General features: G+C 56.5%; 24 protein-coding genes. 15 read left to right on the top strand and 9 right to left on the bottom strand.

Features of this window, described 5'->3' with window-relative positions:
* The first annotated feature begins 79 nt into the window (after window positions 1–79).
* The 6 genes from GXX95_03360 (at window position 80) to GXX95_03335 (ending at window position 8,058) form a co-directional block, all read left to right on the top strand.
* Window positions 80–1,228 carry a hydrogenase iron-sulfur subunit gene (locus GXX95_03360; GenBank protein NLT37182.1) on the top strand — a complete coding sequence of 383 codons (1,149 nt, stop codon included), beginning with the start codon at window positions 80–82 and terminating at the stop codon, window positions 1,226–1,228.
* Window positions 1,229–1,622: 394 nt separating this feature from the next.
* Window positions 1,623–1,922 carry a hypothetical protein gene (locus GXX95_03355; GenBank protein ID NLT37181.1) on the top strand — a complete coding sequence of 100 codons (300 nt, stop codon included), beginning with the start codon at window positions 1,623–1,625 and terminating at the stop codon, window positions 1,920–1,922.
* Between the two features lie 337 nt (window positions 1,923–2,259).
* Window positions 2,260–2,787 (top strand): hypothetical protein, encoded by a 528-nt coding sequence (locus tag GXX95_03350; GenBank protein ID NLT37180.1) that lies wholly within the window; start codon window positions 2,260–2,262, stop codon window positions 2,785–2,787.
* Window positions 2,788–2,996: 209 nt separating this feature from the next.
* Complete coding sequence (locus GXX95_03345; GenBank protein ID NLT37179.1) at window positions 2,997–5,249, top strand: hypothetical protein; 2,253 nt, start codon at window positions 2,997–2,999, stop codon at window positions 5,247–5,249.
* Window positions 5,250–5,345: 96 nt separating this feature from the next.
* Entirely contained in the window at window positions 5,346–6,008 is a 663-nt protein-coding gene (locus tag GXX95_03340) for a hypothetical protein (GenBank protein NLT37178.1), read from the top strand.
* A 421-nt stretch (window positions 6,009–6,429) separates the two neighbouring features.
* Window positions 6,430–8,058 carry a thermosome subunit gene (locus GXX95_03335; protein ID NLT37177.1) on the top strand — a complete coding sequence of 543 codons (1,629 nt, stop codon included), beginning with the start codon at window positions 6,430–6,432 and terminating at the stop codon, window positions 8,056–8,058.
* A gap of 100 nt (window positions 8,059–8,158) precedes the next feature.
* On the opposite strand, the gene GXX95_03330 is transcribed toward GXX95_03335, so the two are convergent.
* The 3 genes from GXX95_03330 to GXX95_03320 all read right to left on the bottom strand — a co-directional run bounded on the left by GXX95_03330 (window position 8,159) and on the right by GXX95_03320 (window position 12,241).
* Complete coding sequence (locus GXX95_03330; protein ID NLT37176.1) at window positions 8,159–9,718, bottom strand: hypothetical protein; 1,560 nt, start codon at window positions 9,716–9,718, stop codon at window positions 8,159–8,161.
* 289 nt (window positions 9,719–10,007) lie between these two features.
* Entirely contained in the window at window positions 10,008–11,522 is a 1,515-nt protein-coding gene (locus GXX95_03325) for a cation acetate symporter (GenBank protein NLT37175.1), read from the bottom strand.
* The gene (locus GXX95_03320) at window positions 11,522–12,241 is read right to left on the bottom strand and encodes a universal stress protein (GenBank protein NLT37174.1); all 720 of its coding nucleotides are present in this window, start codon (window positions 12,239–12,241) and stop codon (window positions 11,522–11,524) included. The genes GXX95_03325 and GXX95_03320 overlap by 1 nt, the downstream gene beginning before the upstream one ends.
* A gap of 559 nt (window positions 12,242–12,800) precedes the next feature.
* Between GXX95_03320 and GXX95_03315 the strand changes: the two genes are divergently transcribed.
* Entirely contained in the window at window positions 12,801–13,370 is a 570-nt protein-coding gene (locus GXX95_03315) for an OsmC family protein (protein NLT37173.1), read from the top strand.
* On the opposite strand, the gene GXX95_03310 is transcribed toward GXX95_03315, so the two are convergent.
* Window positions 13,371–13,739, bottom strand: a complete 369-nt coding sequence (locus tag GXX95_03310) for a hypothetical protein (protein ID NLT37172.1) — start codon at window positions 13,737–13,739, stop codon at window positions 13,371–13,373.
* Window positions 13,740–13,929: 190 nt separating this feature from the next.
* Between GXX95_03310 and GXX95_03305 the strand changes: the two genes are divergently transcribed.
* Window positions 13,930–14,814, top strand: coding sequence for a hypothetical protein (locus tag GXX95_03305; protein NLT37171.1), 885 nt, complete (start codon window positions 13,930–13,932; stop codon window positions 14,812–14,814).
* A 19-nt stretch (window positions 14,815–14,833) separates the two neighbouring features.
* On the opposite strand, the gene GXX95_03300 is transcribed toward GXX95_03305, so the two are convergent.
* Window positions 14,834–15,679 (bottom strand): Mrp/NBP35 family ATP-binding protein, encoded by an 846-nt coding sequence (locus GXX95_03300; protein ID NLT37170.1) that lies wholly within the window; start codon window positions 15,677–15,679, stop codon window positions 14,834–14,836.
* A gap of 378 nt (window positions 15,680–16,057) precedes the next feature.
* On the opposite strand from GXX95_03300, the gene GXX95_03295 reads away from it, so the two are divergent.
* Window positions 16,058–16,984 carry a fasciclin domain-containing protein gene (locus tag GXX95_03295; protein NLT37169.1) on the top strand — a complete coding sequence of 309 codons (927 nt, stop codon included), beginning with the start codon at window positions 16,058–16,060 and terminating at the stop codon, window positions 16,982–16,984.
* Window positions 16,985–17,102: 118 nt separating this feature from the next.
* Here the strand turns inward: GXX95_03295 and GXX95_03290 are convergent, their stop codons facing one another.
* The 3 genes from GXX95_03290 to GXX95_03280 form a co-directional block, all read right to left on the bottom strand.
* The gene (locus GXX95_03290) at window positions 17,103–17,456 is read right to left on the bottom strand and encodes a hypothetical protein (GenBank protein NLT37168.1); all 354 of its coding nucleotides are present in this window, start codon (window positions 17,454–17,456) and stop codon (window positions 17,103–17,105) included.
* Window positions 17,457–17,517: 61 nt separating this feature from the next.
* Window positions 17,518–17,814 carry a hypothetical protein gene (locus GXX95_03285; GenBank protein NLT37167.1) on the bottom strand — a complete coding sequence of 99 codons (297 nt, stop codon included), beginning with the start codon at window positions 17,812–17,814 and terminating at the stop codon, window positions 17,518–17,520.
* 130 nt (window positions 17,815–17,944) lie between these two features.
* On the bottom strand, window positions 17,945–18,238 hold the full coding sequence (locus tag GXX95_03280) for a DUF3243 domain-containing protein (protein ID NLT37166.1): 294 nt from the start codon (window positions 18,236–18,238) through the stop codon (window positions 17,945–17,947).
* A 403-nt stretch (window positions 18,239–18,641) separates the two neighbouring features.
* On the opposite strand from GXX95_03280, the gene GXX95_03275 reads away from it, so the two are divergent.
* The 3 genes from GXX95_03275 (at window position 18,642) to GXX95_03265 (ending at window position 21,354) form a co-directional block, all read left to right on the top strand.
* Window positions 18,642–19,079, top strand: coding sequence for a hypothetical protein (locus GXX95_03275; protein NLT37165.1), 438 nt, complete (start codon window positions 18,642–18,644; stop codon window positions 19,077–19,079).
* A gap of 55 nt (window positions 19,080–19,134) precedes the next feature.
* Entirely contained in the window at window positions 19,135–20,226 is a 1,092-nt protein-coding gene (wecB, locus tag GXX95_03270) for a UDP-N-acetylglucosamine 2-epimerase (non-hydrolyzing) (protein ID NLT37164.1), read from the top strand.
* A gap of 183 nt (window positions 20,227–20,409) precedes the next feature.
* Window positions 20,410–21,354, top strand: a complete 945-nt coding sequence (locus GXX95_03265; protein ID NLT37163.1) for a glycosyltransferase family 2 protein — start codon at window positions 20,410–20,412, stop codon at window positions 21,352–21,354.
* A gap of 23 nt (window positions 21,355–21,377) precedes the next feature.
* Here GXX95_03265 and GXX95_03260 read toward each other — a convergent pair whose 3' ends face one another.
* Window positions 21,378–22,376, bottom strand: a complete 999-nt coding sequence (locus GXX95_03260) for a DUF1616 domain-containing protein (GenBank protein NLT37162.1) — start codon at window positions 22,374–22,376, stop codon at window positions 21,378–21,380.
* 132 nt (window positions 22,377–22,508) lie between these two features.
* Between GXX95_03260 and GXX95_03255 the strand changes: the two genes are divergently transcribed.
* From GXX95_03255 to GXX95_03245, 3 genes are all read left to right on the top strand, one after another.
* Complete coding sequence (locus tag GXX95_03255) at window positions 22,509–23,345, top strand: CPBP family intramembrane metalloprotease (protein NLT37161.1); 837 nt, start codon at window positions 22,509–22,511, stop codon at window positions 23,343–23,345.
* 115 nt (window positions 23,346–23,460) lie between these two features.
* Complete coding sequence (locus tag GXX95_03250; GenBank protein ID NLT37160.1) at window positions 23,461–23,652, top strand: hypothetical protein; 192 nt, start codon at window positions 23,461–23,463, stop codon at window positions 23,650–23,652.
* 1,284 nt (window positions 23,653–24,936) lie between these two features.
* Entirely contained in the window at window positions 24,937–25,902 is a 966-nt protein-coding gene (locus tag GXX95_03245) for a glycosyltransferase family 2 protein (GenBank protein NLT37159.1), read from the top strand.

Raw genomic sequence — 25,902 nt, 5'->3', positions numbered from 1 at the left:
CCACCAGCTCTGATTCCGGGGACATTCTTTTATCTACGCGGTGCATCAAATAGCCTTATCCAACCTTGGAGGTTTCTTGATGGAGAGCAGCACCCCCCGTATCGGCGTATTCCTCTGTGACTGTGGCCAGACCATAAAGGGCCTGATCGACTACGACAAGCTCCGTGACCTTGCCCAGAAAGAGAAGGACGTGGTCTACGTGGACAAGGCGGACTACCTGTGCTCCTCAAGCTCGCGAGAGAAAGTAACCGAGGTCATACGCGAGAACGGCCTGGACCGCATCGTCATCGCTGCCTGCTCCCCACGAGCGTACCTCCCGGAGTTCCAGGATGTGGCAGAGAGGGCGGGGATCAACCGCTTCATGGTGGAGCAGTCGAACCTCCGCGACCAGGTGGCCTGGATCCATTCCCTCGACGAGGACAGCGCCACCTCCAAGGCCATGGACCAGCTGGCCATGTCCATTGCTCGTGCCCGCAAGATGAGGCCGTCCAAGTTCGGGCCGGGGGCGGCGGTGAACGAGGAGCTGTGCTCCGGCTGCGGCGTGTGCGCCACCACCTGCAAGGCGGGCGTGATAGACTTCAAGCCGATAGACGGCGGGCATCGCGTGGCCCGGGTAGACCGCTCGGAGTGCAAGGCCTGCGGTGCCTGCGTCGCCGCCTGCCCCTCTGGGGCGCTCAACCTGGAGGGGTTCACCAACGAGGAGGTCATCGCCGAGATAGATGAGTTCACCGAAGGTCTGCTGGACTCCAAGGAGCCTTCGCCGGCGACACTGGTGTTCGCCTGCCACTGGTGCTCTTATCCAGCCGCTGATCTTGCCGGACTGAAGAGGATGCAGATGGATGCGCGCTTCCGCATTATCCGCACGCCGTGCTCCGCCCGCGTGGACCCGGAGTGGGTGATGCGCGCCATGTCCAGGGGTGTGGACGGCGTGCTGGTCCTGGGCGGCACCGAGGGCAACTGCCACTACCAGGGCGGCAACGTGCGCACCCGGAACCGCATGATCCTCCTGAACAAGGTGCTGGAGCAGCTCGGCTTCGACACCGCAAGGCTGGGCGTGGAGTGGATCGACGCCGATGAGCCGTACCGCTTCCGCGCCGTCATCGAAGAATTCGTGACCAAGATCGCGGAGCTGGGCCCCAGCCCCATGCGCGCCCCGGCCGAGGAGGAGAAGATGACCTCGGCGCTGTACCACGGCCGGGACGAGCTGACCCACACGGCGTACCGGTAGAGGTCGCCGTCATTCCACCATTGCCCTCCCTAGGCTGTCAGGACTTTCGCCAACCCAGTACCGAACACAGCGGTAAGATTTGGTAGAAGGTCGCAGGGAACGTGATCAATGACGCCGTTCCTGTGACAAGTCCATGTTCTGTGGAGGGACTACCGGTGGACTCCTCAAGGACGCTTGCCGGACGCTCGGTGCTCAGGTCCCTTCAAGTAAGGGATGTCAACCCGCACTTCTCTTAGAAAAAATGCCAAGGACAATACTCTGATCATAGGTAGCAAAAATATCCTGGATAAGGAGAGCGAGGTCCGCATATTGTTACGGTGACCTCTTGGAACGTCGCGACCTGCGATGCCTTTAATAGACATGCGTTCCCAAAATCTCCTCGGCAGGCATGGTCATGCATGGTTCTGAAGATCGGAGAAGGCGTAGAAGGTACGGGCCGCAGGGCCCGTGGTGGCCACCTTGGGTGGACCCCCGGGTGCGCCCGCCCCCGGACGTGTTCTACCCCGGATACTACCCCTGGGATCCCTTCATTCCTCCTATGGGGAGGCGCATGGAGGACGAGCTGACACAGCTGCAGGAGCAGCTCGAGGACCTCGAGGACGAGAAGGTGGAGATAGAGAGGGAGATCGAGGACGTAAAGAAGGAGATCGAGCGCAGGAAGCGCGAGCAGTCGCAGCAGGCCGACGTGCGTTGAGCGACCTCCAAGAAAAATGAGGTGGATACCGAGCCATTTTCAGATCACCAATGGATGATCACATCAATCATCAGGGGCGCAATCTCCATATTCAGCTAGCCTTAAAAGGCGAATCATTGTTGAATATGATTTATAATATTTTTAAGAGGTAGATAATAAAACGCCTCATGTCCACAATTAATTTTAAACATACTGGTCGAACGAACTGCACACAAGTATCAGGTATGATAATAATAAAGATTTTTATTTAGATTAACTACTTGTTTTGAATACAATATTTATGAATAACAATCGAAAATGTTCTCTCCTGGCCATAAAATGGCCTGGATGTATTGATATGAGGAAAGTAAGACTATTCGGAAAGGCAGTATCTCCACTGGCGCTCGTGGGAGTGTTCGTGGCTGTTGCTGCACTGGTAGGAGCATCGGTGATCTTGACATCACCGACCAAGACAACAAACAAAGTAGCTATTCACGGCACAGAGGCGATCGCTCTCTATCTCAATAACGCTCCCTCTGACACCTACTATGCTACTGATGACGATGGGGTGCTTTATGATTGGACAATTGTCACTCCTGAGGACTTAACAAAGGCAACCATAACCTTAACAATCAACAAGACGGATGCAACAGCTGCCGTGAAGTGGTCTGACATAGGGTCAATAGTGGCTAATCTGACTGGCACTGCAACTGGTGGAGCAACTCTTACAGGATCCGGTACTTCCTTCACCTACTCGAGCCTGACATATACCATAACCGTGGAGCGTCTCATCCCCGCTGATACATACACTGGAACCCTGAAGATAGTGTACAACATCCCGGGCACCTACACGGTCTCTGCGTCTGTATCTGGAGTCACAGCGTAAAACCTCTTCTCCATTTTCTTTTTTATAACCTCATCAATTATTATTTAATCAGGTCTAAAACATGAGGATTTGGAGTTACACACCACCGATAGTAAAATCCCTGTCGAGCAGCATTATGATACGATCGGGTTCGGTGGTTCAAATTGGTCAGTAGATCGGCTCGTTTCCTTGCCATATTGCTAGGTTTATCCTTAGTCATAATCTCAGTTATGCCTGGCATTGCGAACTCGCAAGGGGTCGATGAGACACCGGTCATCGACGGCGCCGGCATCTTTGGGGCCGACCTCGACGATGTGGAGGCTGCCGTCGCTGCCTTGGAGCAGAAGGGCGCGGACGTGAGGGTCCGCACCATCACCACCTACAGCCCCTATGCCAACCTGGACCAGTACCAGCTGCAGCTGGAGGATGACAGCCCCTCCTGGCAGGGCCAGGACGGCAACATCAAGAACAACCTCATCGTGTTGATCATCTCCTTCAACGAGCGAGAGAGCGGAATTTGGTACGGGGATGTGTGGGACGATGCGCTGGATGATAACTGGCTGCGCATACAGACCGACACCATGTACCCTCACTTCATCCAGGGAGATTACTCCGCCGGCGTCATCGCCGGGCTCAATGAGATAGGGCGGGTCATAGCCGCCCAGCAGCAGTCCGGCACCACGAACTGGACCCTCCTCCTGGCGGTCCTTATCATCGTGGCCGTGGCCGCTGTGGTCGTCCTCATTCTCTGGAACCGGCGGCAGAGCGCCAAGAGGTCGGCCTGGAGGCAGAGGGCCATGCTCGCCAAGCAGACGGCGGCTTCGGGCATCAATGAGGTCCTGGAGACCAACCGCATGCTGGAGATCAAGGTGGACGTCACCGAAAGAAAGGTCTCGGCTACGGAGGCGGCCCCCATGCGTGAGGGTCTGCAGAAGGCCACTACTCTGGTGAACCGCAGCTCCCTGGCGTACAGCGAACTGGCGCACAGTGCGGGGAATCCTGAGAACCCTAAGCTGGGTGTTATGGAGCTTGAGCACATCGAGAAGGAGTACCTGAAGATAGTTGCCGATCTAAGAGAAGCGAAGGAAGCGGCGAAGGACGTCGAGGACCGGATCGCCGCGGTACAACAGGCCATAGACGGGTACGCGGTCAAGGTCTCTGAGGTCAACTCGGCCATGGAGGCGGTTTCGGTGAAGGAGAGGGGCATGCAGGCCGAGGGGTACAAGACCTCCTACGTATCCTCTCTGTTAGCGAGCGGCCGAGAATCCCTGGACCGGGCCCAAGAGCTGGTCTCACAGAAAAGCTACACCGAGGGTCGTAAGTTTGCGGACCAGGCCAGCGAGCACGTGCAGAAGGCATCCCTTGCCTTGGAGGAACTGCCCCGCAAGAAGGGGGAGGTGGACACGGCCATCCCGGTGCTGGAATCGCGGATCCCTCAGGTGAAGAACGCCATCGTGGAGGGCAGGGATATCTTCGACAACATCTCCAACGAGTATGCCGAGTCCACATGGAGGTCCATCCGGGGCAACGGCACGGAGGCGGAGAACCGGGTCAACTGGGCCACGGATGCATTGAACGATGCCAGGGAGATGGCGGCGGAGAGCGATTGGCACAGAGCTCTGGAGATGGTGGAAAAGGGGAACGGACTGCTCGACGAGGCTGATTCATTCATGAAATCCATCCAGCAGTTGGAGAAGGACCTGCTTACCGCACGGCGGGACGCTCCCAACGAGATCAGCGCCGCCAGTGCGGACATAGCCCGCGCCTGGGAGTACATCAACCGGTACGATGAGGACATCCGGGAGAGCCTGGAGGACGACCTCAGGGCCGCGGAGAGGAAGAACGAGGCCGCCAAGGCGGAGCTGACGCTCACGCAACCAGATCACTTCAAGGCCTGCGAGCTGGCAAGGCAGGCCAATGAGGCGGCGGACAGAGTATTGGTGCAAGCGAGGAGCGAGCACGAGGCCGCGGAGCGGCAGCGCGCCAAGGTCGCCAGCACCCGTCGGGACGCCTCCGCCCAATTATCGATCGCTCGGGAGTACATCGATGACCACTCCCCGGTGGTGAAGGAGGAGGCCAAGCGCACACTGAAGAACGCCGAAGGGTACCTCCGCGAGGGGGAGAGGACCTCTGACCTGGAATCCCGCATCTCCTTATTCACCAGGGCGGAAGCGGACAGCAAGAGGGCGTACTCCCTCGCCCAGAGGGACGTGGACAACAGCTGGGAGAGGCCGACCTCGGATGAGGGCGAAATGCCGGAGATCGTATGGCCTCCCATCCTCGTCCCCGGGCCGGGACGGTCGCCCACCGGCCAGCAGCCATGGGGTACCACTAGAAGCCCCGGTCCCGGCATTCCACCAGGACGCAGCAGCCCATCTGGGTGGAAGGCGACCGGGGGGTCCTCGAACAGGGGCGGCTCCACCAGCTGGGGGGGCAGGCCGGCAAGGGGAGGGCGCCGCGGAGGCGGCTCCTCCGGGTGGTAAAGGAACAACCACAAAATACCTTTAAGCTATGTAAAAAGATGACTAACAGGGGGTATCGAGATAGCTAGCTTATTTCAAAAGGCACGCATAGCAGCTTTGAGCGCAGCCCATAATCTCATGGACAAGGTCATCGACCTCAACTCCATCGGAGCGGTGAAGCAGTACGTGAGGGACCTGGAGTCGGCCTTGGAGGACCTGGAGGATGCCTCCGCCACCGCCGCCGGTCACGTCCGCACGGTACAGCGGGAATCGGACCAGATCAAGTACCAGATGAAGGAGCTGAACCAGAACATCGACTTCATCCTGGGGGACAGCAAGCCGGAGAACGACTCCCTGGCCACACCCCTGGAGGCAAGGCTCATCGGGCTGGAGCAGCGGATGAGCACCAAGGAGGAGGAGCTCGCGGCGGCGCAAAAGACCTCGCAGGCTCTCATCGACGCTACGGCATCGCTCCGCACCAAACACCAGGGCATGGTGCAGCAGATCCAGCGCCTGGAGGCGATGGATATCGCGGCCAAGGCCAAGGAGAGGGCGGCGGACGCCATCCAGCAAGCCGGGAAGATCGCATCATCGGGCGGCGACGTGTCCATCGACGCGGTCTCAGATCGCATCCAGCGGAGAGCAGACGTCGCGGACGCGAGGTTCGAACGTGCGCTGGGAGAAATGAACGACCAGGTCGAGAAGGACGTGGTGGTGGCGCAGGCCCAGGCACGCCTGGAAGCGCGCAAGGCGAGGCTGGCCGCAGAATCCCAGGGCTGAGAACGACCACCCCTGCCGTCCCCAGCATTGCTGAGCCGGAACCCTCAGGCCAGAGCATAAGCTGTAAGCTGTTCAGTGTAAGGCTGGCTTGAGGGTCACGCATTTTTTTCTCGTGGTATTATTCTGTGTCTTTCGTAGAATAAGTTCGTTAGGCCAGCCTGTAAAAACATCAAAGCTGTGCTTCACATCCATCCATTCTTTACGCATCATCTAGCGGTGGGATTATCAATCGGCTCTCTCCATTGTTAGAAAGGTGGTGCGATTGCGGTCCGGCGTGACGAGGCCCTCCTGGGATACCACGGACATAGCGGCACTGGCGATGCATCAATGACATGTGCCGATGCTGATGTACCCCTACCAATGAGGGACGGGCTTTCGTCCGGTGACCGTGACGGCATCACGGCCATAGGAGGGAAGGCACATGGGCATGGGCAGTACTCCGATCATAATTCTCAAAGAGGGGACCAGGCGCGAGCGCGGTAAGGATGCTCAGTACAACAACATAAACGCCGCCCGGACGGTGGCGGACATGGTAAAGAGCACCCTTGGACCGAGGGGCATGGACAAGATGATGTTAGATGCCCTGGGGGACGTGACCATCACCAACGACGGCGTTACAATACTGAAGGACCTGGAGGTCCAGCATCCCGCCGCCAAGATGGTGGTGGAAGTGTCCAAGACCCTAGACGAGGAGTGCGGCGATGGAACCACCTCGGCGGTGGTGATATTGGGAGAACTGCTGAAGAGGTCGCTGGACCTCCTCGACGCTGACATTCACCCCACCAACATCCTCAAAGGATACCGGTTGGCTGGGGACAAGGCGTTGGAGACATTGCGTTCCCTTTCGATACCAACAGGCATCGATGATGCGGTATCGCTGAGGAACATCGCCACCACTGCCATGATGAGCAAGGCGGTCACCGGCAGCAGGGAGCACATGGCCGACCTGGCGGTGAGGTCCGTGAGCGCGGTGGCGGAGAAGAGGAACTCGCATTACACGGTCGACCTGGACAACATCCAGATAGTGAAGCGTGAGGGGGGCTCCATGGATGACACCGAGCTCCTGCAGGGTATAATCATCGATGGACATCCTCCGCACCCCTCCATGCCCCGGAAGGTGAAGAACGCCAGGATCGCGCTGCTCAGCTCAGCCCTGGAGGTGAGGAAGACGGAGGTGTCTGCGGAGATCCAGATCACCGAGCCGTCGCAGCTTCAGGCCTTCGTGCGCGGCGAGGAGAACACCCTGCGGGAGATGGTGGACCAGCTGAAAAGAGCGGGAGCCACTGCGGTGTTCTGCCAGAAGGGCATTGACGAGCTGGCACAGCACTTCCTGGCCCAGGAGGGCATGCTCGCGCTGCAGCGCGTTAAGGCTTCAGATCTGGAGAAGTTGTCCAAGGCGACGAACGCGGACATCGTGACCAAGCCCGCAGATCTCGAGAAGGGAGACCTGGGGAGCTCGTCGTCGATCGAGGTGCGCAAGGTGGAGAGCGAGGAGATGACCTTCGTCATCGGGTGCAAGAACCCGCGAGCAGTGTCCATACTGATCCGTGGCGGAACCAAGCACGTGGTGGACGAGATCGACCGCTCCCTGGACGACGCTCTCAACGTGGTGCGTCTGGCCGTGGAGGACGAGGCCATGGTGAGCGGCGGCGGGTCCACGGCGATGGAGCTGGCCATGCGGCTGAACGATTACGCTGACGAGATGGGGGGTAGGGAGCAGATGGCCATCAGCGCCTACGCCCGTTCAATGGAAGCCATCCCCGCGGCCTTGGCCGAGAACGCGGGGTGGGACGCATTGAACGTGCTCATCGAGATGAGGAAGGCTCACAAGGCAGGCAGCGTGCATGCGGGCCTGAATGTCTTCACCGGCAAGGTCGAGGACATGGTGAAGAACAATGTACTTGAACCTCTGCGCGTGAACTCGCGTATCATCAGCGCCGCTACCGAAGCTGCCAGCCTGATCATACGCATCGACGACGTGATCGCGGCCAGGAGCGGCAGTGCTGCCGGTCCGTCCATGGGAGGGGAGGGCGAGATGCCCGAAGAGTGAGCCCTCCGAGGTGGAAAGGCGAAAACGTCTAAGATCAACACATGCCAGCGGCCAACCGGAATAATGAAAAAACGGAAGGTGAGGCCTCGCGGCCTCTTTTTTATTTCCTCAGGCGGCGTCCGGCCATCAGCAGGAAGGCCACCATGGCCGCGACCAATGCCACTGCTGCTACCATGATTATGGTGCCATCGATCCCACCGGATCCGGTGGACTCGCTCACCAGGTTCACAGCGCCCAGGTTGTTGGTCTGCCCTGCGGTGGTCTCCACGCTCTTCGTCACCGTGGGATGCCCGTCCTTGGTGATGGTCAGGTCGTAAACACCGGAGGGCACGTTCTCGATGGTGAAGGCCCCGTTCTCGTCAGTGGTGGCGTTCATCCCGTTGGACAGGGTCACGAGCGCGCCGGCGAGATTGTTACCGTTGGCGTCGCGGATGACTCCGGTCAATGTGCCCTGGTTCTGCAGCGTGGTGAACATCCACTCATCGCTCATCCCGTTTCCGGCGAGGTCCTCACCGGTCACATTGACGGTGTAGGTCGTCCCATAGGCGAGCGGTTCGGAGGGAGTGAACGTGGCCACGTTCCCGATCCATACTGTCGAGCCGCTGACCCCGCTGACGTTGATGACCACGGTGCTCTGGTTCATGGCCTCGGAGAACGTCGCTACCACGTTGGAGCCGATGCCCACGTTGTCCCCGGACGGTGAGCCGGTCACGGTCGGGGGCGTCAGGTCCACAGAGCCGCTGGCCGCTATGGAGAAGGGCACCTCAGTCATGTTCGTGTTGCCAGCATAGGACGTGGCCTTCAGAGCCACCTGGTGCTGTCCCTCGCCTAGGCCGTTGAAGGTGTAGGTGGTGTTGAGGTCGACGTCGATCCACCCTCCCCCGTCGATGCTGACCCAGTAGTTGCCCATCCCGGAAGGTGCGCTCCCGGACCAAGCCATCTGCACGGAAGAGCCGATGACCGTCTCACCGGAGGAGGGCTCGGTAACGGTCACCAAGGGAACGCTTGTGTCGATGTTGAACACCTTGCTGGACTCCTTGTAGTTGAGGGCGTTATCGTAGACACGTACCATGGCCGTATGTTCGCCCTCGGTCAGGTAGCTGAGCTCATAGTAGTCCGTGGCCACATCGGCCCATGCTCCTCCGTCCAAGGAGATGGAGGCGTTCTTGATGCCGCTTCCCGCGTCAGAGGCGGACCAGGTTACGTTGACGGTGGTCACGTTGAGCCACGAGCCGTAGGCGGGGCTGTTGATGGTCAGAGTGGGGACCACGGTGTCCACAACGAAGTTCGCCGAAACAGAATGCAAGGGAGAACCTGAGGCAAAACTGGTCACAGTAACGGTATGGGAACCGTCCGATAATGACGCAAGGTTGGCCACGGTCGCCCCTCCCACACTGATCGGCGATCCACTGTCAATGGTGACCGAGTAGGAATCGGCCCCAGCATCAGTGGACCATGAGGCACCAACGGTGCTGGTGTTGAATATCTGCCCATTGGTGGGCGAGGATAAGCTGAATGTCGAGATTCCAGGACCGACACCTACGGTATCATCGACCGCTTCATTCCCGGCCACTACAGGCCCTGTTCCTACCACAGCCGCGAAGCCCGCGAGGAGCATCGTGGCGAACAATAACATTACCAGTGTCCTTTGACCTTTCATGTGTTCCCATCCCTGTCATCAGAAACCGATGACCGCTGGGTGCATTCACTTTAGGGGTATATTTAACGTCCACCCAGGGAACGGCAAAATGGGGCAGAAAGTAGGGAATGATCGTGGACATACGGCGGCCTATCCATTGACCAACGATCATCAGAAACATGCGCCGTTTCACGACCAAGTGTGTTCACAGCGCTTTCAATGGACCTCGGGGGATCCAGGAACAGAGGTTCCGATACCACTCCAATGTTGGCTGAAAAAAAGGAAATGAAAAAGGGTTTTGAGGGCCGGATCAGGTCGTCGACTTCTCCGTGATGGCCTCCTTGGTCTCGCTCTTGCTCATCAGGGACACTCCGATGGTGACCGCGAAGCCCAGCGGGATGGAGATGATCCCAGGGTTGTTCAGGGAGAAGATCGCTCCGCTGCCCATCATCGTGGGGGAGATGACGATGAGCAGGATGGAGGATATCAGCCCTGCCGCTATCCCCAGCACCAGCCCCATCTCCGAGGTCCGCTTCCAGAACAGCGTGCACAGCAGCGCCGGCAGGTTAGCTGACGCTGCGATGGCGAATGCCAGGCCGACCAGGAAGGCCACGTTCTGCCCCTTGGACAGTATGCCCAGGAAGATGGCGATGATCCCCACGCCCACGGCGGTGAGCTTGGAGATGCGCAGCGCCCGCTTCTCGTCCATCTTCTTCTTCAGCACCTCGGCGTAGATGTCGTGCGCTATGGCGCCGGCCGATGCCATGATCAGGCCCGACACCGTCCCCAGGATGGTGGCGAACGCTATCGACGATATGATGGCGTAGAACACGTCCCCTCCGATGTACTGCGCCAGCAGTGGCGCCGTGAGATTGGCATCGGCAGGATTTATCACGCCCGTCGCCCCCTGGTTGAAGAAGTAGATAGCTCCCAGGCCCAGGAACAGGATCAGGAGATAGAATATCCCCATGACGATGATGGCGACCACCGTCGACTTCCTCGCGTCCGCTGGCTTGGGCACGGTGAAGTACCGTATCAGGATGTGCGGCAGCGCTGCCGTCCCCAGGATGAGGGCCATGGACAGCGACACGAAGTCCAGAGGGTCCTTGTACTTCAGCCCGGGAGACATGAACGCCTCCCCGGTGACCTGCGCGCCCGAAGGGAGAGTGATGTTGCTGTTGATGATCTCCCCGATGAACTCGAACGGCCCCATTCCCGCAACCCACAGGACACCGACCGTGAGGCCGATGACGGCGATGAGCAGCAGGAACCCCTTGATGAACTGCACCCAGGTGGTGGAGACCATTCCTGCGGTAGCCACGATGAAGACCACCAGGCCACCGATGATGATGACCCCCACCTCATAGTCCAGGCCGATCAGCGGTCCCACTATGGAGCCGGAACCGACCATCTGTGGTATGAGGTAGAACACCGAGACCACCAGCGTGCTGATGGCGGCCATGAGGCGGATGCTGCGGCTCTTGAACTTTGTAGTAAGAGCGTCGGCGAAGGTGTACTTCCCTATGGCCCGCAGCGGCATGGCCACTAGGAACAGCGCCACGATCCAGCCGGCCAGGAAGCCGATGGCATAGATGAAGCCGTCGTAGCCGGCGAAGGCTATCAGTCCGGTGATCCCGAGGAAGGACGCCGCACTGAGGTAGTCACCAGCGATGGCGAACCCATTGACGAACCACCGCACCCCGCCGCCGGCGACGTAGTAGTGTCCGGCTGTACGCACGCGACGAGACGCGTAGATGGAGATCAGCAGCGTGGCCACTGTGATGATGATGAAGATGGACAGTGACAGCGGATGTATCTCGGCCATCAGCTAGCCTCCTCGGAGCGGCCCGCGTACCAGTTGAACCCTATGGCCAGGCCTATGGTCACCAGAATGATGGTGATCCCGGTCACGGTTCCGACGTTCATCCCCAGCATCTCCTGGCGGAACAGGTCCTTGGCGTAAGATCCTGCGAGGATGAACGCGCTGTAGCTGATGACATAGATGGCGAAGAGGTACACGCCGATCTTGAACTGCCTCGTCCTGATGATGGAGCGCACCGCCCTCTCCGGCGAGGGCTCGGTCACGCGCTTCAGCAGTCTCTTGACCTTCTCGATCTCCTCTATCGTGGGCTTGATCACCACGACCGAAATCGGCGCCTGGCTCACCACCGCTTTGGCCACGCTCCCCAGGTACAGGCGGTTGAGGCCGTGCACGGAGGATGTGCCGAGGACTATGAGTTCAGGTTTCTCCTCTTCCACGGCTCGGAGGATCTCGCCCACGACCGGCCCCTCCTTGATCAGGACCTTGAACGGTACACGCTCCTCGTCCGCGAGCTCCTTGGCGTACTCCACGCCGTCACCGTCCTCGCCCGGTCGCATGAGCGCCGACGATTCGGCCATGCGCTCCACGTCCACGATGGGCGCGGTCTCGATGACCTTGAGGATGATCAATGTGGCCTCCCTCTCCTTGGCCATCTCAACCGCCTTGGCAGTGGCCACCAGTGCGGGGGTGGAACCATCGGTGGGTAGCAAGATGCTCCTCATCGCTCCATCACCGCCCGTTTGTTCATATCTCCGTACCTACGCCGGACATATCCCGAAAAAGTCGCGGGGCCGTTAGGCTCCCCTCGGGCACTGTCCGTCCCTATTGCGGGTCGTTTCCGCATGACTGACAGGATTGTAGGGTTATTATATAAAAAAGTAACAGTGGTGCTACGATATTTGTCGATAAAAAACGATTCTTGTGCGAATCTCGGATATAACTGTCAAAAAGGAGAGTTAATAACAAAATGGAGAATAGTTATGCAAATGACGGTTATAAGATACGTTTATTGACGAATATTATTTAATGTACAATATCTATATTTAAGTCTGGACTGTTATGTTGGAAAGGGCCGATGTTCGGTGCTTGTCGTTGCCTCACTTGGCCGATACGTCCTACAACGGTCCAGGGTAGTATGAGGACTGATTATAATAAGAATCAAGTTCGGCGCTTAGAGCACCAATCCTTCACTATCATTATAGGTCCGTTCCGCCTATTCTCTATTCGGAAAAGTGTTTTATAGCATGTTGCCGAGGGAAAGCGTGAAAAGAGGATGGGAAGATGGTAAAGGTGCAAGAAGAGATCAAGCGATATGTCAACGGAGTGGACGTCGAGAGGATCGATGAGCTGAAGGCAACCTTCAACGACGATCCGGACCAGGCATCCCTCCGTTTCACCGCTACCAACGAGTGGGTGGACGGCGCCAATAGCCGTACGGTAGTTAGGGAGTTGTACCAGAACGAGAAGGAGATCTTGCACGAAGCGCCCTTCGTCCTGGAATCGGACGAGCCTATCGTTCTCCTCGGCAAGGACGCCGCTCCCAACGCCATCGTGTCGCTCTTGCACGCTCTGGCCTCAAGTCTATCGGTCTCTATCGTGTACCATGCGGCCATGAGGGGCATAGACATCGACAAGTTGACCATAACTCTGGAGGGCGATGTGGACGTGCACGGCTTCCTGGGCATGTCCAGGGAGGTCCGCCCCGGTTTCCAGGACCTACGGGTCAAGGTGAGCCTGGAGTCCGAAGCGCCGGATGAGGAGATCAGCGAACTGGTGCGCTACGCGCAGACGGTCTCACCCATACTGGACTCGCTGAGGAACCGCATACCCCTGGACGTAGAGATGGCGTGATCACTCCGGAAAATCGGTCCTCGTGGACGTCTTCGCGGGAACGCACTCGTTCCCATGCTTTTTAATGTACTTCTTGATGGCCGCTTCCACCGTTCCCTCCTCGTCCTGAATTATCTTGATGTTCCTGGAGCGCAGCTTCTTCACGCCGTGCGGCCCTATGAAACCGGTCAGGACCACGTCCGCCTCCAGGCGTGCTATCTGCTCCGCCGCCACCATGCCCGCGCCCTCGGTGCTGGGCCCGGCGTCGTTGGGGACCGCGTCCCATTTCTGGGTGAAGCTGTCATAGATTATGAAGTACGGAGCATGGCCGAACTCCTCGGCTATCAGCGAGCTCAGCTGTGGCTCCTCGGCGGTGACACATATTTTCATTTCTATCCCTATACGAAACGGCGATGATGGCTCATAAACCCATGGCCGTGTCAGAATCGCCACCAATAATCAGAACATCAAGGATTAAATCCCTAACGTATTACAATGGGGCGTGGCCCTACCGTTCCTTAGTAAGATCAGGTTCAAGCACTTGTCCCTAACTCTAGCAGTCATACTTCTGATAGAGGGATTGGCAATAGCAGCGCTGGCCAAGGGCGTCAGCATTGATGGCATCGGCGGTGTCAGGCAGGGAACGGTTATGCTCGCCGGTCTGGGCCTGTTCCTCCTGGGGTTGATCGCTCTACTATCAGTGACCACCTCGGAAAAGATGTTCAAGTTGGACCAGTTGCTCTCCAAGATCATCAGCATCCACAAGATCGTCCCCAAGCTTCTCACCTGGATGCCCGCCATCGTAGGTATGGCAGTGCTCATCGGAGGCCTTGCCGTGGCGTTGATGGCCGCCCCCATGACCATAAGGGGCGGCGATCAGATGGACAGCTTCTGGTTGGCAGGCCTGGGTGCCCAGCTGTTCGCCCTAGGTGCGGGCCTGGTGACGCTGCGGCTGTTCAAGGGCCGCGAGAGCTTACCCCTGCTCATAAGGAAGTCCCTGTTCCTGTTGCTCGCAACCATCGGCGTGTTGGTTATCGGCATAGCTTCTAGGACCAGCATCGTGGGCATCGGAGGGATCAAGGCGTTCACAGTTGAGCTCGCGGGAGCGCAGCTAATGGTATTGGCCCTCCTAGGCGTCCTCATCATGTACATGGACGGCCGTTTCATATTCGGCAAGAAGGTCCTCGGCCACCGCCTGGGACCGATGGCCGAGCTGGGGGTCGCCACCATCATCGGGCTAGAAGGACTGGTATTGGCAAGCTTGTCCGCAAAAGCCACTATCATCGGTATAGGGGTCCTCGATGAGATAGTGATGCTCCTCGGAGGATTGTTCATTGCGTTGCTTGCCATGCTCATACCCGCCTCCTACTACCTGTTGGAGAAGAAGGATGTGGACACCAAGAAGCTGGCCACATCTGCCTGCTTGTTCCTGGTGTTCCTCCTGCCCTTCTGCCTGTTGATGTAAGATCAGCTCATTTGAGCCTTCAAGGCCGGGGCACGTCCTTGCGGTTCGAGAACTCGATGACCTTCTCGATGATCTCGTTGAAGGCCTTGGCCGCAGGCGAGTCAGGATTGGCAGCGACGATGGGCAGACCCTCATCGCCGGTGTTGACCACGTCCGGGTCGATGGGAACCCTTCCCAGGAAGGGGACATCAAGTTCCTTGGCCGCCTTCTCCCCGCCGCCGATCTTGAACAGGTCGATGTCCTTCCCGCAGTGGGGGCATTGCATCCCAGCCATGTTCTCGATGATGCCCACCACCGGAAGGTGCAGGCCTTCGGAGAACACCACCGTCTTTCGGGAGTCCAGCAGGGCGACGTCCTGCGGGGTGGTCACGACGATGGAGCCGTCCGCCTTGGGTATGAGCTGAGCGATGGTCAGCGGCTCGTCCCCCGTGCCCGGCGGGAGGTCCACGATGAGGTAGTCCAGGTCACCCCAGTACACGTCCTCGATGAATTTTCGTAACGCTCCCATCTTCATCGGCCCCCTCCAGATGATGGGCTGGTCGCGGTTCGATGACAGCAAGGCCATGGAAATGACCTTGAGGTGGGGTGGCACGAAAGCCGGGTAGATGCCGTTCTCGTCAGCGTCCAGCTGCACGTTCTCGATCTTCAGCATCTTGGGGATGTTCGGCCCGTGGATGTCCCCATCCAATATTCCGACCTCGTAGCCGCGCATCGCCAGCCCCACGGCCAGGTTCACGCTTACGGTCGATTTCCCCACCCCACCCTTGCCGGACATGACCACGATAGTGTGCTTGATCCTGGACAGCTTCTTGATGAGCTTCATATCCTCGGACTTGGCGGTGATGACGTTGATGTCTCCTTGCATAGTGACCCTTCAGATGGCCATGTATCCTCAGTAGGAGTACTTAAACGCCGTGCCGGTCTACCGTAGTCGTCCCTGAGCCTGTCCTGTCACTAACCATGTTGGTCGATGTTCTGGTCTCGTGCTGGAACATTTCGCTTGATGCCATATTGATGCGCTATAGAGCCCGCGTCCTTGCAGAATGACGAAGGAGCTCGCTATCACTCATGAATCCGGAGCCAAACGGTGGAGGGAACGAAGTCACCGCCAACGCATACACACCAAGGTGCCTGGAACGAGAGACGGATGAAACTTGCGTATCGCTCGATTGTTTATTTAAAAATCTAATATAATCGTTTATGATAACAATATTTTTCGGAATTATTCCGGAGGATGAATGGTATGAAGAAAGCATTGGCGTTAGCTGTGGGCTTGGCCCTAATGTTGGCCTTGGTAGTAGGCCACGTTGGGACCCAGGCACAGGCTACGGAAAAGAATATTGTAGAGATCGCCCAGGAGGATGGTAACTTTACCAGTCTGGTCGCTGCCTTGACCGCGACCGACCTCGTGGATGACCTCAGCGGACCGGGACCGTTCACGGTGTTCGCCCCCACCGATGACGCGTTCGCAAAACTGGACCCGGCAGTCCTCGATGACCTGCTCAACAACAACACGGCTGCGCTTGCAGATATTCTGCTGTACCATGTTGTGTCCGGAGCGGTGATGTCCACGGACCTGAGTGATGGGATGACGGCGGACACTCTTCAGGGTGAGAGCCTCAACGTTGCCATATCGGCCGACGGGGTCATGATCAATGACGCCATGGTCGTGGTGGCCGACATCGAGGCCAGCAACGGTGTGATCCACGTGATAGACACTGTGCTCATCCCACCAGAGGAGCCGGCACCACCTGTTGGCGATACCATTGTGGACATAGCGGTAGCGAGCGGTGATTTCGACTGCCTGGTACAAGCACTGACGGCTGCAGGCCTCGTGGATGAGCTGAGCGGACCGGGACCGTTCACGGTGTTCGCCCCCACCGATGACGCGTTCGCAGCACTGGACCCATGCGTTCTGAAGAACCTGCTCAAGTGCGACACGGAGACGTTGACGCAGATCCTACTCTACCATGTGGCGGCAGGTGAGACCATGTCCGGTGACCTGGAGCAGTGCATGAAGATCAGCACCCTCCAGGGAGGCAAGCTGACCGTGCAGTTCTGCGGCGATGCCGTCTACATCAACAACGCCAAGGTGGTGACCGCGGATATCCAGGCCAGCAACGGCGTCATCCATGTGATAGACACTGTCCTGCTGCCTCCAGCCTGCTGAATGGACCGAAACTTGGGCCGATAAGAGATCTGCCCGGCCCATTCTTTTTTTCTTACCTCTGGAATGGATCCTTTTCTACCTGCCAGCCCAAGCGTGCCCAGACGCTGTAATGGAATTCTTACTCGAGATAGCTGCTCAGGTTCGTCTCACCGATGTTCAAGTTCGGCAGGGAGGTGAGTATCTGCTTCGCCTGCTCGGCAAGGATCCTCTTGACCCCATCGGTCTTCTCCACCTCGAGCTTGGGGTAAAGCCTGACCACCACGCCATCGTCCCTGGACGAGACGAGGGTGAGGAAGGAGGTCTTCTTGCCCCCCTCCACGGCGAGGGACTCGATCAGGATGGACGTCCCGTTGACATTGATGTACGCGTCCATGGTCCGCAGGATGTCCTGGTCCTCCCTGATCATGATCGGCCTGAGCGTTCTGAACAACTCCTCCATGACCACGCTTCCGGTTAGCACTACGTGTGGCATCTCCCAACCTCTAGCAATGTATGGTCGTGGGAGCTACATCACGTTGCCGCCATGGCCCTTTTCACGCCATCCCTTTGGGCCGGAACAGCTCCACCATTCCGCTCAGCGCACCGGACGATGACAACTGAAGGAGGATGGCAGGCATCAGGGCGCCCATCACATCCTTCCTCTCTTCCGGGGTCATACTCTCAAGCATGGTCCTCAAAGTGTCGGGGACCAGGCGGGTGATCATGTCCCTCCTCTCCTCCGGCGTCATCGACGATATCATCTCTGTGATCGCCGTGGAGGCGAGATCGTAGCGTTCCTTAGGCGTCATCCTGTCGATCAATCTCTTGGCGAACCAGTCCATGAAGCCCATATCACACGCTCTTCTAACTCACTTCCTCCTGTCCCGTTATGCACAGCATATCATCTTTCCGATCCAACGCTGGATATGGGGCTAATGTATGTCAGCCCCCGAGCCTCCAAAGGGAGGGATCTAGACTGATCTAGGCCTCCTTGGACAGCATCTTGTAGAATATGCTCACGATGGCCTTCCTCTCATCCACATCGGCGGCATCCCACATGTCCTTCAGCAGCTCCTCCTCCGCCGTCTCCGCGCACACCCTCTCTACCAGGAAGTCGGTGAACCGGTTGGCGATGTCCTTGATCTCATCGTCCGAGAGACCCATGCCCTTTCCCACCGTGATGGCCTCTTTCAGCGTCTTCTTCCAAGTATCCCAGTTCTGGGTGTAGTTCATAGCGCTAATGCAGTACTCCCTCATCTGTTCCTCATCCGCCATAATTATCTCTACTCTGTTTCCTACGTCGGTGATTTCTAATTATCGCCGGAAGGGGGACCGGGTGGCGAAGAAATGTCATCAGTCTGTTCCTCCGGGAAATATGCTTTCCGTCGATAGGCAACCCCCATCGCTTTTGGTTCCAGTTGAGCGGATGGGGACATCGCCTTCGAAACCCGAACACTGCGATGGGAGCTGAACGAACAGATCCAAGCCTGTTCATTACCCTGTAGAGGGAATGGTATGGAACAGAGAGCGACAGAGCGTCGACGCCAGGGCAGGGAGCATGCTCGCGACAATAGGGAAGCATGTCCTCATGGCTGAGCGCTCGTGTTAATAATCAACTTTTGAAATTCACTTACAAATATTTATGTTCTCTAAATATTAATTCTCAGCCCGAACGGTCATGAATATCGACAGGCGCGGGCTTAGCCTCATACTCACCGGGGTGGCGTTCATCGTCTTCCTCATGTTCATCATCCTAGCCGGCTACTTCCACCCGGACGCGGAGACGGCGGGCATCGAGAACGCGGAGGCTAGAGCGATCGCCGAGAGCATGGCCCAGATGACGTGGTGGATGTCCGTTGCTCTGGTAACGCTACCGGTGCTGATGCTCCTCATCCTCATCGCCGTGTACCTCTTCATGACGCAGGACAAGCAGGGTTTTATAAGCAAGACCCAGGAGAAGGTCAAGAGCAGCCTCTTCGGCGGTCACGCACAACCGATGAAGGTCCTGGAGCCGTCCAACGCTACCGATCTCCTCGACCTCAGGTATGCGAGGGGAGAGATATCACAGGACCAGTACATGGCCATGAAGAACAACATGAAGGCCGGTAGAGTATAAACGCGGACCGCTCTTCTGAGCAAAATTCTTAACCGCACCCCCTTATCGCCTCCCGATGAAGATAGCCATCGTCCTGGGCACCCGGCCTGAGATCATCAAGTTGTCCCCCCTGGTCCGGGAGTGCGAGCGGAGGAAAGTCCCTTATTACATCCTCCACACCGGCCAGCACTACTCGTACGAGATGGATAAGGTGTTCTTCGAGGAGCTCTCGCTCCCTCCCGTCAAGTACAACCTCGACGTCGGCTCGGCCTCCCATGCCATGCAGACCTCTAAGATCCTCGCCGGGGTGGAGAACGTGCTCACCGCCGACAGACCGGACATGGTGCTCGTCCAGGGGGACACCAACACCGTGATGGCCGCCTCGCTCGCAGCATCCAAGCTGGGGATCAGGGTCGGTCACGTGGAATCCGGTCTGCGTTCTCATGACCGCTCCATGCCCGAGGAGGTCAACCGCGTGGTCGCCGATCACATCTCCGACATGCTCTTTGCTCCCACCGAGGAGGCGCGGAAGAACCTGGCCAAGGAAGGAATCGAGAAGGGTGTGACCGTTACGGGCAACACTGTGGTGGACGCGGTGAACGAGAACCGGAAGCTGTCGGACGAGCGATCGCGACTCATGGAGAACCTTGGTTTAAAGGCGAAAGAGTACGTTCTGGCGACCGCGCACCGGCAGGAGAATGTGGACTCGTCGTCACGTCTGAAGGGAATGGTGGAGGGCATGGAGGCGGTGGGGCGAGAGACCGGCATGCCCATCATATTCCCCGCCCACCCCCGCACCCAGAATCGACTCAAGGAGTTTGGCCTCAATCCAAGGAACGTCTCCGTTGTCCAGCCCTTCGGCTACATGGACTTCCTGCGCATGGAGTCCCACGCCCGGCTCGTGTTGACGGATTCTGGCGGCGTTCAGGAGGAAGCATGCATTCTTGGTGTGCCATGTGTCACCATGCGCGAGAACACGGAGAGACCGGAGACCGTGGCCGTGGGAGCGAACATGCTCGCAGGCACGGACCCGGAGCGCATCCAGGTGGCGGTGTGGGCCATGCTCAACCGCAAGACCTCGTGGTCCAACCCCTTCGGGGACGGGCATTCCGCCTCCCGGATCATGGACACGGTGGAAAGGGGGAGGGGACGGTTCGATGGAGAGTGAGAGCTCCTTGCCCACCTCCATATACAATGGCATACTTGGCCCGAGCTCCAGACATCAGGTCGCGGCCTATGCAAAAGTATTTGAACATCATGTAATTATATTATTCACTTCGATAAATAAGAAGAGGTCATCAGATTGGTAGATGCAGGAGTTCGACGACAAGTATCAGATACTACCACCCCTATGCTTCAAGCAATGTCCGGTGAAAGCATAGGGGAAGTGCCGGAAAGAGCATCGGAGCTGCGGACCGTAGCGGTCATCCCCGCCTACAACGAGGAGATCGCCATCGGCAGCGTGGTACTCGGCGCTCTGCTGTACGTCGACAGCGTCATCGTAGTGGATGATCACTCCCACGATCAAACCTCACAAATATCGGAGAAGGCCGGCGCTTACGTCATCCGCCTCCCTAAGAACGGCGGCAAGGCTCAAGCTCTCCTTACCGGTTTGCGGGAAGCGGAGAAGCAGGGCTTCGACGCCGCCGTCATGTTGGACGGCGACGGACAGCATCGCTGCGAGGACATACCGACAGTTCTAGCTCCCATCGTCAAGGACGAGGCCGACCTGGCAATAGGCTCCCGCTTCCTGGGCGAGCAGAAGGACATCCCCAAGTACCGCATCTTCGGCCAGAAGGTCATCAATCGCATCTCCAACGCCTCCTCCAATGTCAACATCACCGACTCCCAGTCGGGAATGCGCGCGTTGAGCGCGAGGGCGCTCAAGAACCTGGACTTCCACTCCGACGGCTACAATGTCGAATCGGACATGATCACTCACTTCTCGGATAGAGGCTTGAAGATCACCGAGGTGCCGATCTCCGTGCGCTATGATGTGCCCAACGGGCACAAGCAGGGCGCGGTCTCCATGGGCATGAAGCTTCTCGGGAACGTGGTGTCCATGATCGGATACAAGCACCCCCTCATCATGTTCGGGGTGCCCGGCGCGATCTTCATGGCCTTCGGCCTTGCTCTCGGCTTCTTCACCCTAGTGGACTTCTACGTGTTGCGCTCGTTCATATCGCAGGTCATGCTGGCGGTCGCCCTGTTCATGATCGGCGCGTTCCTTGCCATATCAGCGCTGACACTGAACTCCCTTACGCTTCTCATGAAGTCGCACCTCATTAAGCAGTGAGGTAGTGTAGGTAAAAAGAGACGTTATCCGGCTACGTTGAGATTGAGGTTCAGCGTATAGCTGTTGTCATCGTTGAGGATGTTCAAGAACCGATTCGCGGTTTGAGTACCGACGACATTGGTGTACTGTGCTCCGCTGTAGGCCTCCTCGTCCAGGAGCAGGACGAACCACAGCTTGAACTGCCCGGAGAACGGGACGGAGAAGTTGTACACCCTCTGCCACTGCACCTCCCAGTTGCCTTCGATGTTGGCGTCGGTGTGCGACAGCGTTTGATTGAAAGAACCGAAGTAGTACAGCCTGTTTATCGTCGTGGTATTATCCGCGTAGGTCATGTTGGACAACCATACCTCGACGGAATAGTCGACGGTGCGGCCCTCGTGGTTCGCTATGCCGACGATGACGCTGGCAATCTCGTTAACGGTCAGATTGTTTGGATAGTCGTCCGCTTTGCCGCCAGGACCGAGTAGATAGAACTCGGTGAAATGCTCTCCCTCCTTGGGCACGGCCACGACGTATCCGAGGGCGAAGACGGAAGAGAGGATGGCAAGGACCAAGATGACGCTCAGCGCCTTGTCCAGATTGCTTTCCTGCCGGAAGCGGTTCCTCATCTGGGCGAACTTGTCCTGCGGCTCGAACGGGAGGAAGGGATCCTTGGCCTGGAGCCTTCTCCACGTGGCCACGATGGCGAAAACCACATTGAAGATGACTAGGGATATGAGTATCGGCGTCAGGCGTATGCCGAACGGCGTGTAATTGAGCCCGAAGCCGATGAGCGGCACCACGGCGATGCTGATCCCGAACGATAGTGCGATCCTCTCTATCAGGTCCAAAGACTTCCTCTCAGGGAACAGCGTCGCTACGAGAACGTAACCGGGGAAGAACAGGATAAACGGCAGGCCGAAGATCACCCTGCCTATATTGTCTGGCAAGAAGTATATGAAAACTGCAAGTAGGACCGAAATTAGTATTATGGTCAGCAGGTCCCAGACCTGTATCAGTTCAGATCTCTGTCCGCTCTGCAATATGCCTCGAAATCAATCGTAACTATATATGTGTTAGCACCCTCGATAAATTTGTAGAAAAAACTGGCCTTGATATTTTTCATTAAAAATCAGTGGATAAGGTCTTAATATGGTCACTTTGTTCCCAGTCCGATGGAGTTCCACTTCTCCCGACTGAACGTTCACATTCCCATGGTCCTGCCCATCGTGATGCCCATGGCTATGATTCTCTTGGGTGAGGGTTTCCTGTTCGTAGGGAACTTCGATGCCTGCATCATCCTGCATCTACTGAACATCCTCGTGTGCGTCATGGTGCCACTGCTCATGAGGGAGAACCCCATCATCTGGCAGTGCTTCTCTCTGGTGTCGATGCTTCGAGTCCTGAACCTGGGGATGCCCAAGTTCACGACGATGACGTTGGAGTGGATACCTCTTATCTACGCTCCGGTCATCGTAGTGGCGTTCCTACTGATACGCGACGAGTCCCTCGGCTTTAAGGATTATGTGGTGAAGATGCGTTCCTTCGTGTCCCTTTCTAAGGAGAGGTCAGGGTGGAAACTCTATCATCTTCCATTGGGCCTAGCATTCGCTCTCTTGCTGGCGAACATCGAGTTTAATGTTCTAAGTATGACCATACCTGACCTGAGGATGATCTCTGACATGTCTTTAGAGAACCTCGCATTCTTGTTCGTAGTCATGGTGTTCTTCGTCGGTTTGGGGGAGGAGCTAGTGTTCCGTTATTTACTACAGACGCGGGTCCAGGGTACGCTGGGCGTACTAGGCGCCATCGCTGTGTCTTCCATCATGTTCGCGGTCATGCACTCCGGGTACCAATCGTTGCCTTACCTCATCTATGTGTTCGTGGTGGCCCTGTTCCTAGGCGTTTCATTCTATAGGACAAAGAGCCTGGCCTACGTCACGCTCATACATGGTGCCTTGAACTTCTTCTTGTTCTCGTTCCTGCCGTTTGGCTATCTTCGCCTCTTTTAATATTATCAAACTTGGCTAGTAAAGATTATATATTGAACAATGAATTGTATCGGTAATGCTATCGAGCATAGTATCTTCATCTGCTGCTGCAACCACCGCGTCAAGCGCGATCACTATGACATCAGCAGTTGGCATCGGTGTCGGGGGAGCACTGATAGCGGTACTATTGATCATGCTCCTATCATCAAAGGAACTCATATCATCTACCACTCTCAACTCTCCTAAGATAAAGAAGGCGATGAACCTGGCCATAATGCCATTGCTGGCAGTGTTCGTTCTGGACGTCGCCTACATGGTTATGATGTAAACCTCTTCAGCTCATAATTTCTCTGAATGGTTCTATTTGCTGTTTTTATTTTCTTGTTTGTATTGAAGCTTTTAACCCGTAAAGGCCAACATGCCATTCTTACATCAATTCATTTATAGTTATCAACTTTGAAAAAACAAATCAGGTAAATGATGAAAAAAGGAGCAGAATATTGGGCGATACAAGCATCGTGACAGGAGCGATCTCACACTTTTATCGGTCGAGGCAGTTCACCAGGCCATCATGAGATCAGATGTCCTGAACCCTCTCTTATTACTGTGTCTTTCTAATCAACCATTTTAAGATACAAAAAGGGACTCGGTCGAGTGTCTTCGGCCGAGCCGCTGTTTGTAGCACTGATCGAAGAAAACTATCGTGCTGTTCCCACGAAGAGGTTATTCGAAACATTTAGGCGGAGGGGTCAAAGCAACGGCAATTTGGTTATATGGATTCAATGAAATGCCGTCGTTTTATAGGGTCCGATCAGTGAACTTAGTTCTCCGTGGTCTTGGGGTCGTTCACGCGATGAGAGTGTACGTATCTAACATCAAGTGAGATAGCAAGGCACAAAAGACACCAGCCCAGAAGGGTGAACGGAATGTGGAACGATCGGTGTAGGCCTTCGAACATATGGTCCACATCAGGTAGTACCCCAGCAAGCCCGAAAGCAAGGCAAACAAGAAGTGTGTGGACAGACAGCGGATGATTAGCTCGATCGCATATCCCATTATTATCATGTTTCTCCCTCGTACTCACGGATGCCGTCCCTTGCGTCTCATTCGCAAGCTTCATCTGAGCACTACCTATTTCGGCCTCTTCTACCGATGTCCTCCCACCACTGTTACCTCCGATCATGTTCCTGTCGATGGATTCACCTCTACCACTATCGATCGAGGCCTTCATTGGTAAGTGTTTTATATCAAGAGTTATAAATATCTATTTAGAAAACTTATAAAGATATTTATAAATACAAGTGTTTGGAAATAATCAAAGATACTACATTCATTAAACTATGATCGGCGTTTCATTCCCTGATTTTTATTATGTTCGCCTCTCATCTCAATTTGATACTTTGAGAATCTCGAGTCGAGTTAAGGACTACGAGAGTGAATATATTCATAATATGAATAATAATCCACATCCCTTTTTCATTGGTCTTAATAAGGACATTTTATCGCTCTAAGCTCAGTTCCGATTTTGAAATTGAGGCCAGCGGGTTATATGTATTAAAAATAAAATTCTGGCCTATCTTCCGTCTGGGGTAATGGAGATAGGTCGGATAATATGTATCGACAATCAACCGTAGCGGTAGTCATACCGGCATACAACGAGGAAGAGCTTATTCAAGACACATTGAGCGGTATTCCCAGTTATGTCGACCGTGTTTACGTAGTCAACGATGGGTCGAAGGACGGGACGGAGGAGCGCGTCCAGGAGTTCTCGTCGAGGGACCCCCGCTTCGTATACATCCGACATGAGACCAACAAGGGAGTCGGAGCGGCCATAGTGACCGGTTATTCTCGATCGTTCGCGGACAAAATGGACATCACCGCGGTCATGGCCGGCGACAACCAGATGGACCCTAGGGAGCTGCCGAAGCTCCTGGACCCCATTGTCAACGGGGAGGCCGACTACGCTAAAGGTCACAGGCTCGAATCACGCACCACCGCTAAGGGCATGAGCGACTTCAGGTACCTGGGTAACAACATTCTTACATTCCTTACGAGGTTCGCGGCTGGCAACAACAAGATCAACGACCCCCAGAATGGTTACACAGCCATTTCCAACCACGTCTTCAAGAAGATGAGCCCTGGATCGATTTTCACCTGGTATGGTTACTGCAACGACATGCTGGTGAAGCTCTCCACCTACGGGTTCAAGATCAAGGACGTGGTGATCCCAGCGCGCTATGGTAGGGAGAGGTCGAAGATCGCCTATCCGAAATACATCATAAGGATCTCCCGCCTGCTCTTCAATGAGCTGATATGGCGCCTCAACTACCAGAACATGAGCAAGTCCGCACGCAAGGCCAACAGCGTGATGGTTATCGGTGGTGGCATGTCTAGCATGAGCTTTACCGTCGCCACTCTCTCGCTTATCACCCCATTGAGCATCATGGGGACCCCCAAGCCTGCAGAGTCGCCAGTGGGCATGCTCATCGTCCTCTCGCTCGTAGGTCTCGGTATGGCGTACCTGGGATTCGTGCTGAAGAGGGGCGGGAAGATCGGAATGGAGGGAAAGAAGGTTTAA

The sequence above is a fragment of the Methanomassiliicoccus sp. genome, assembly GCA_012719175.1.
Taxonomy (GTDB): Archaea; Thermoplasmatota; Thermoplasmata; order Methanomassiliicoccales; family Methanomassiliicoccaceae; genus UBA6.
The sequence above is the reverse complement of the archived record's forward strand: the minus strand, read 5'-3'. Positions and strand labels throughout refer to the sequence as shown.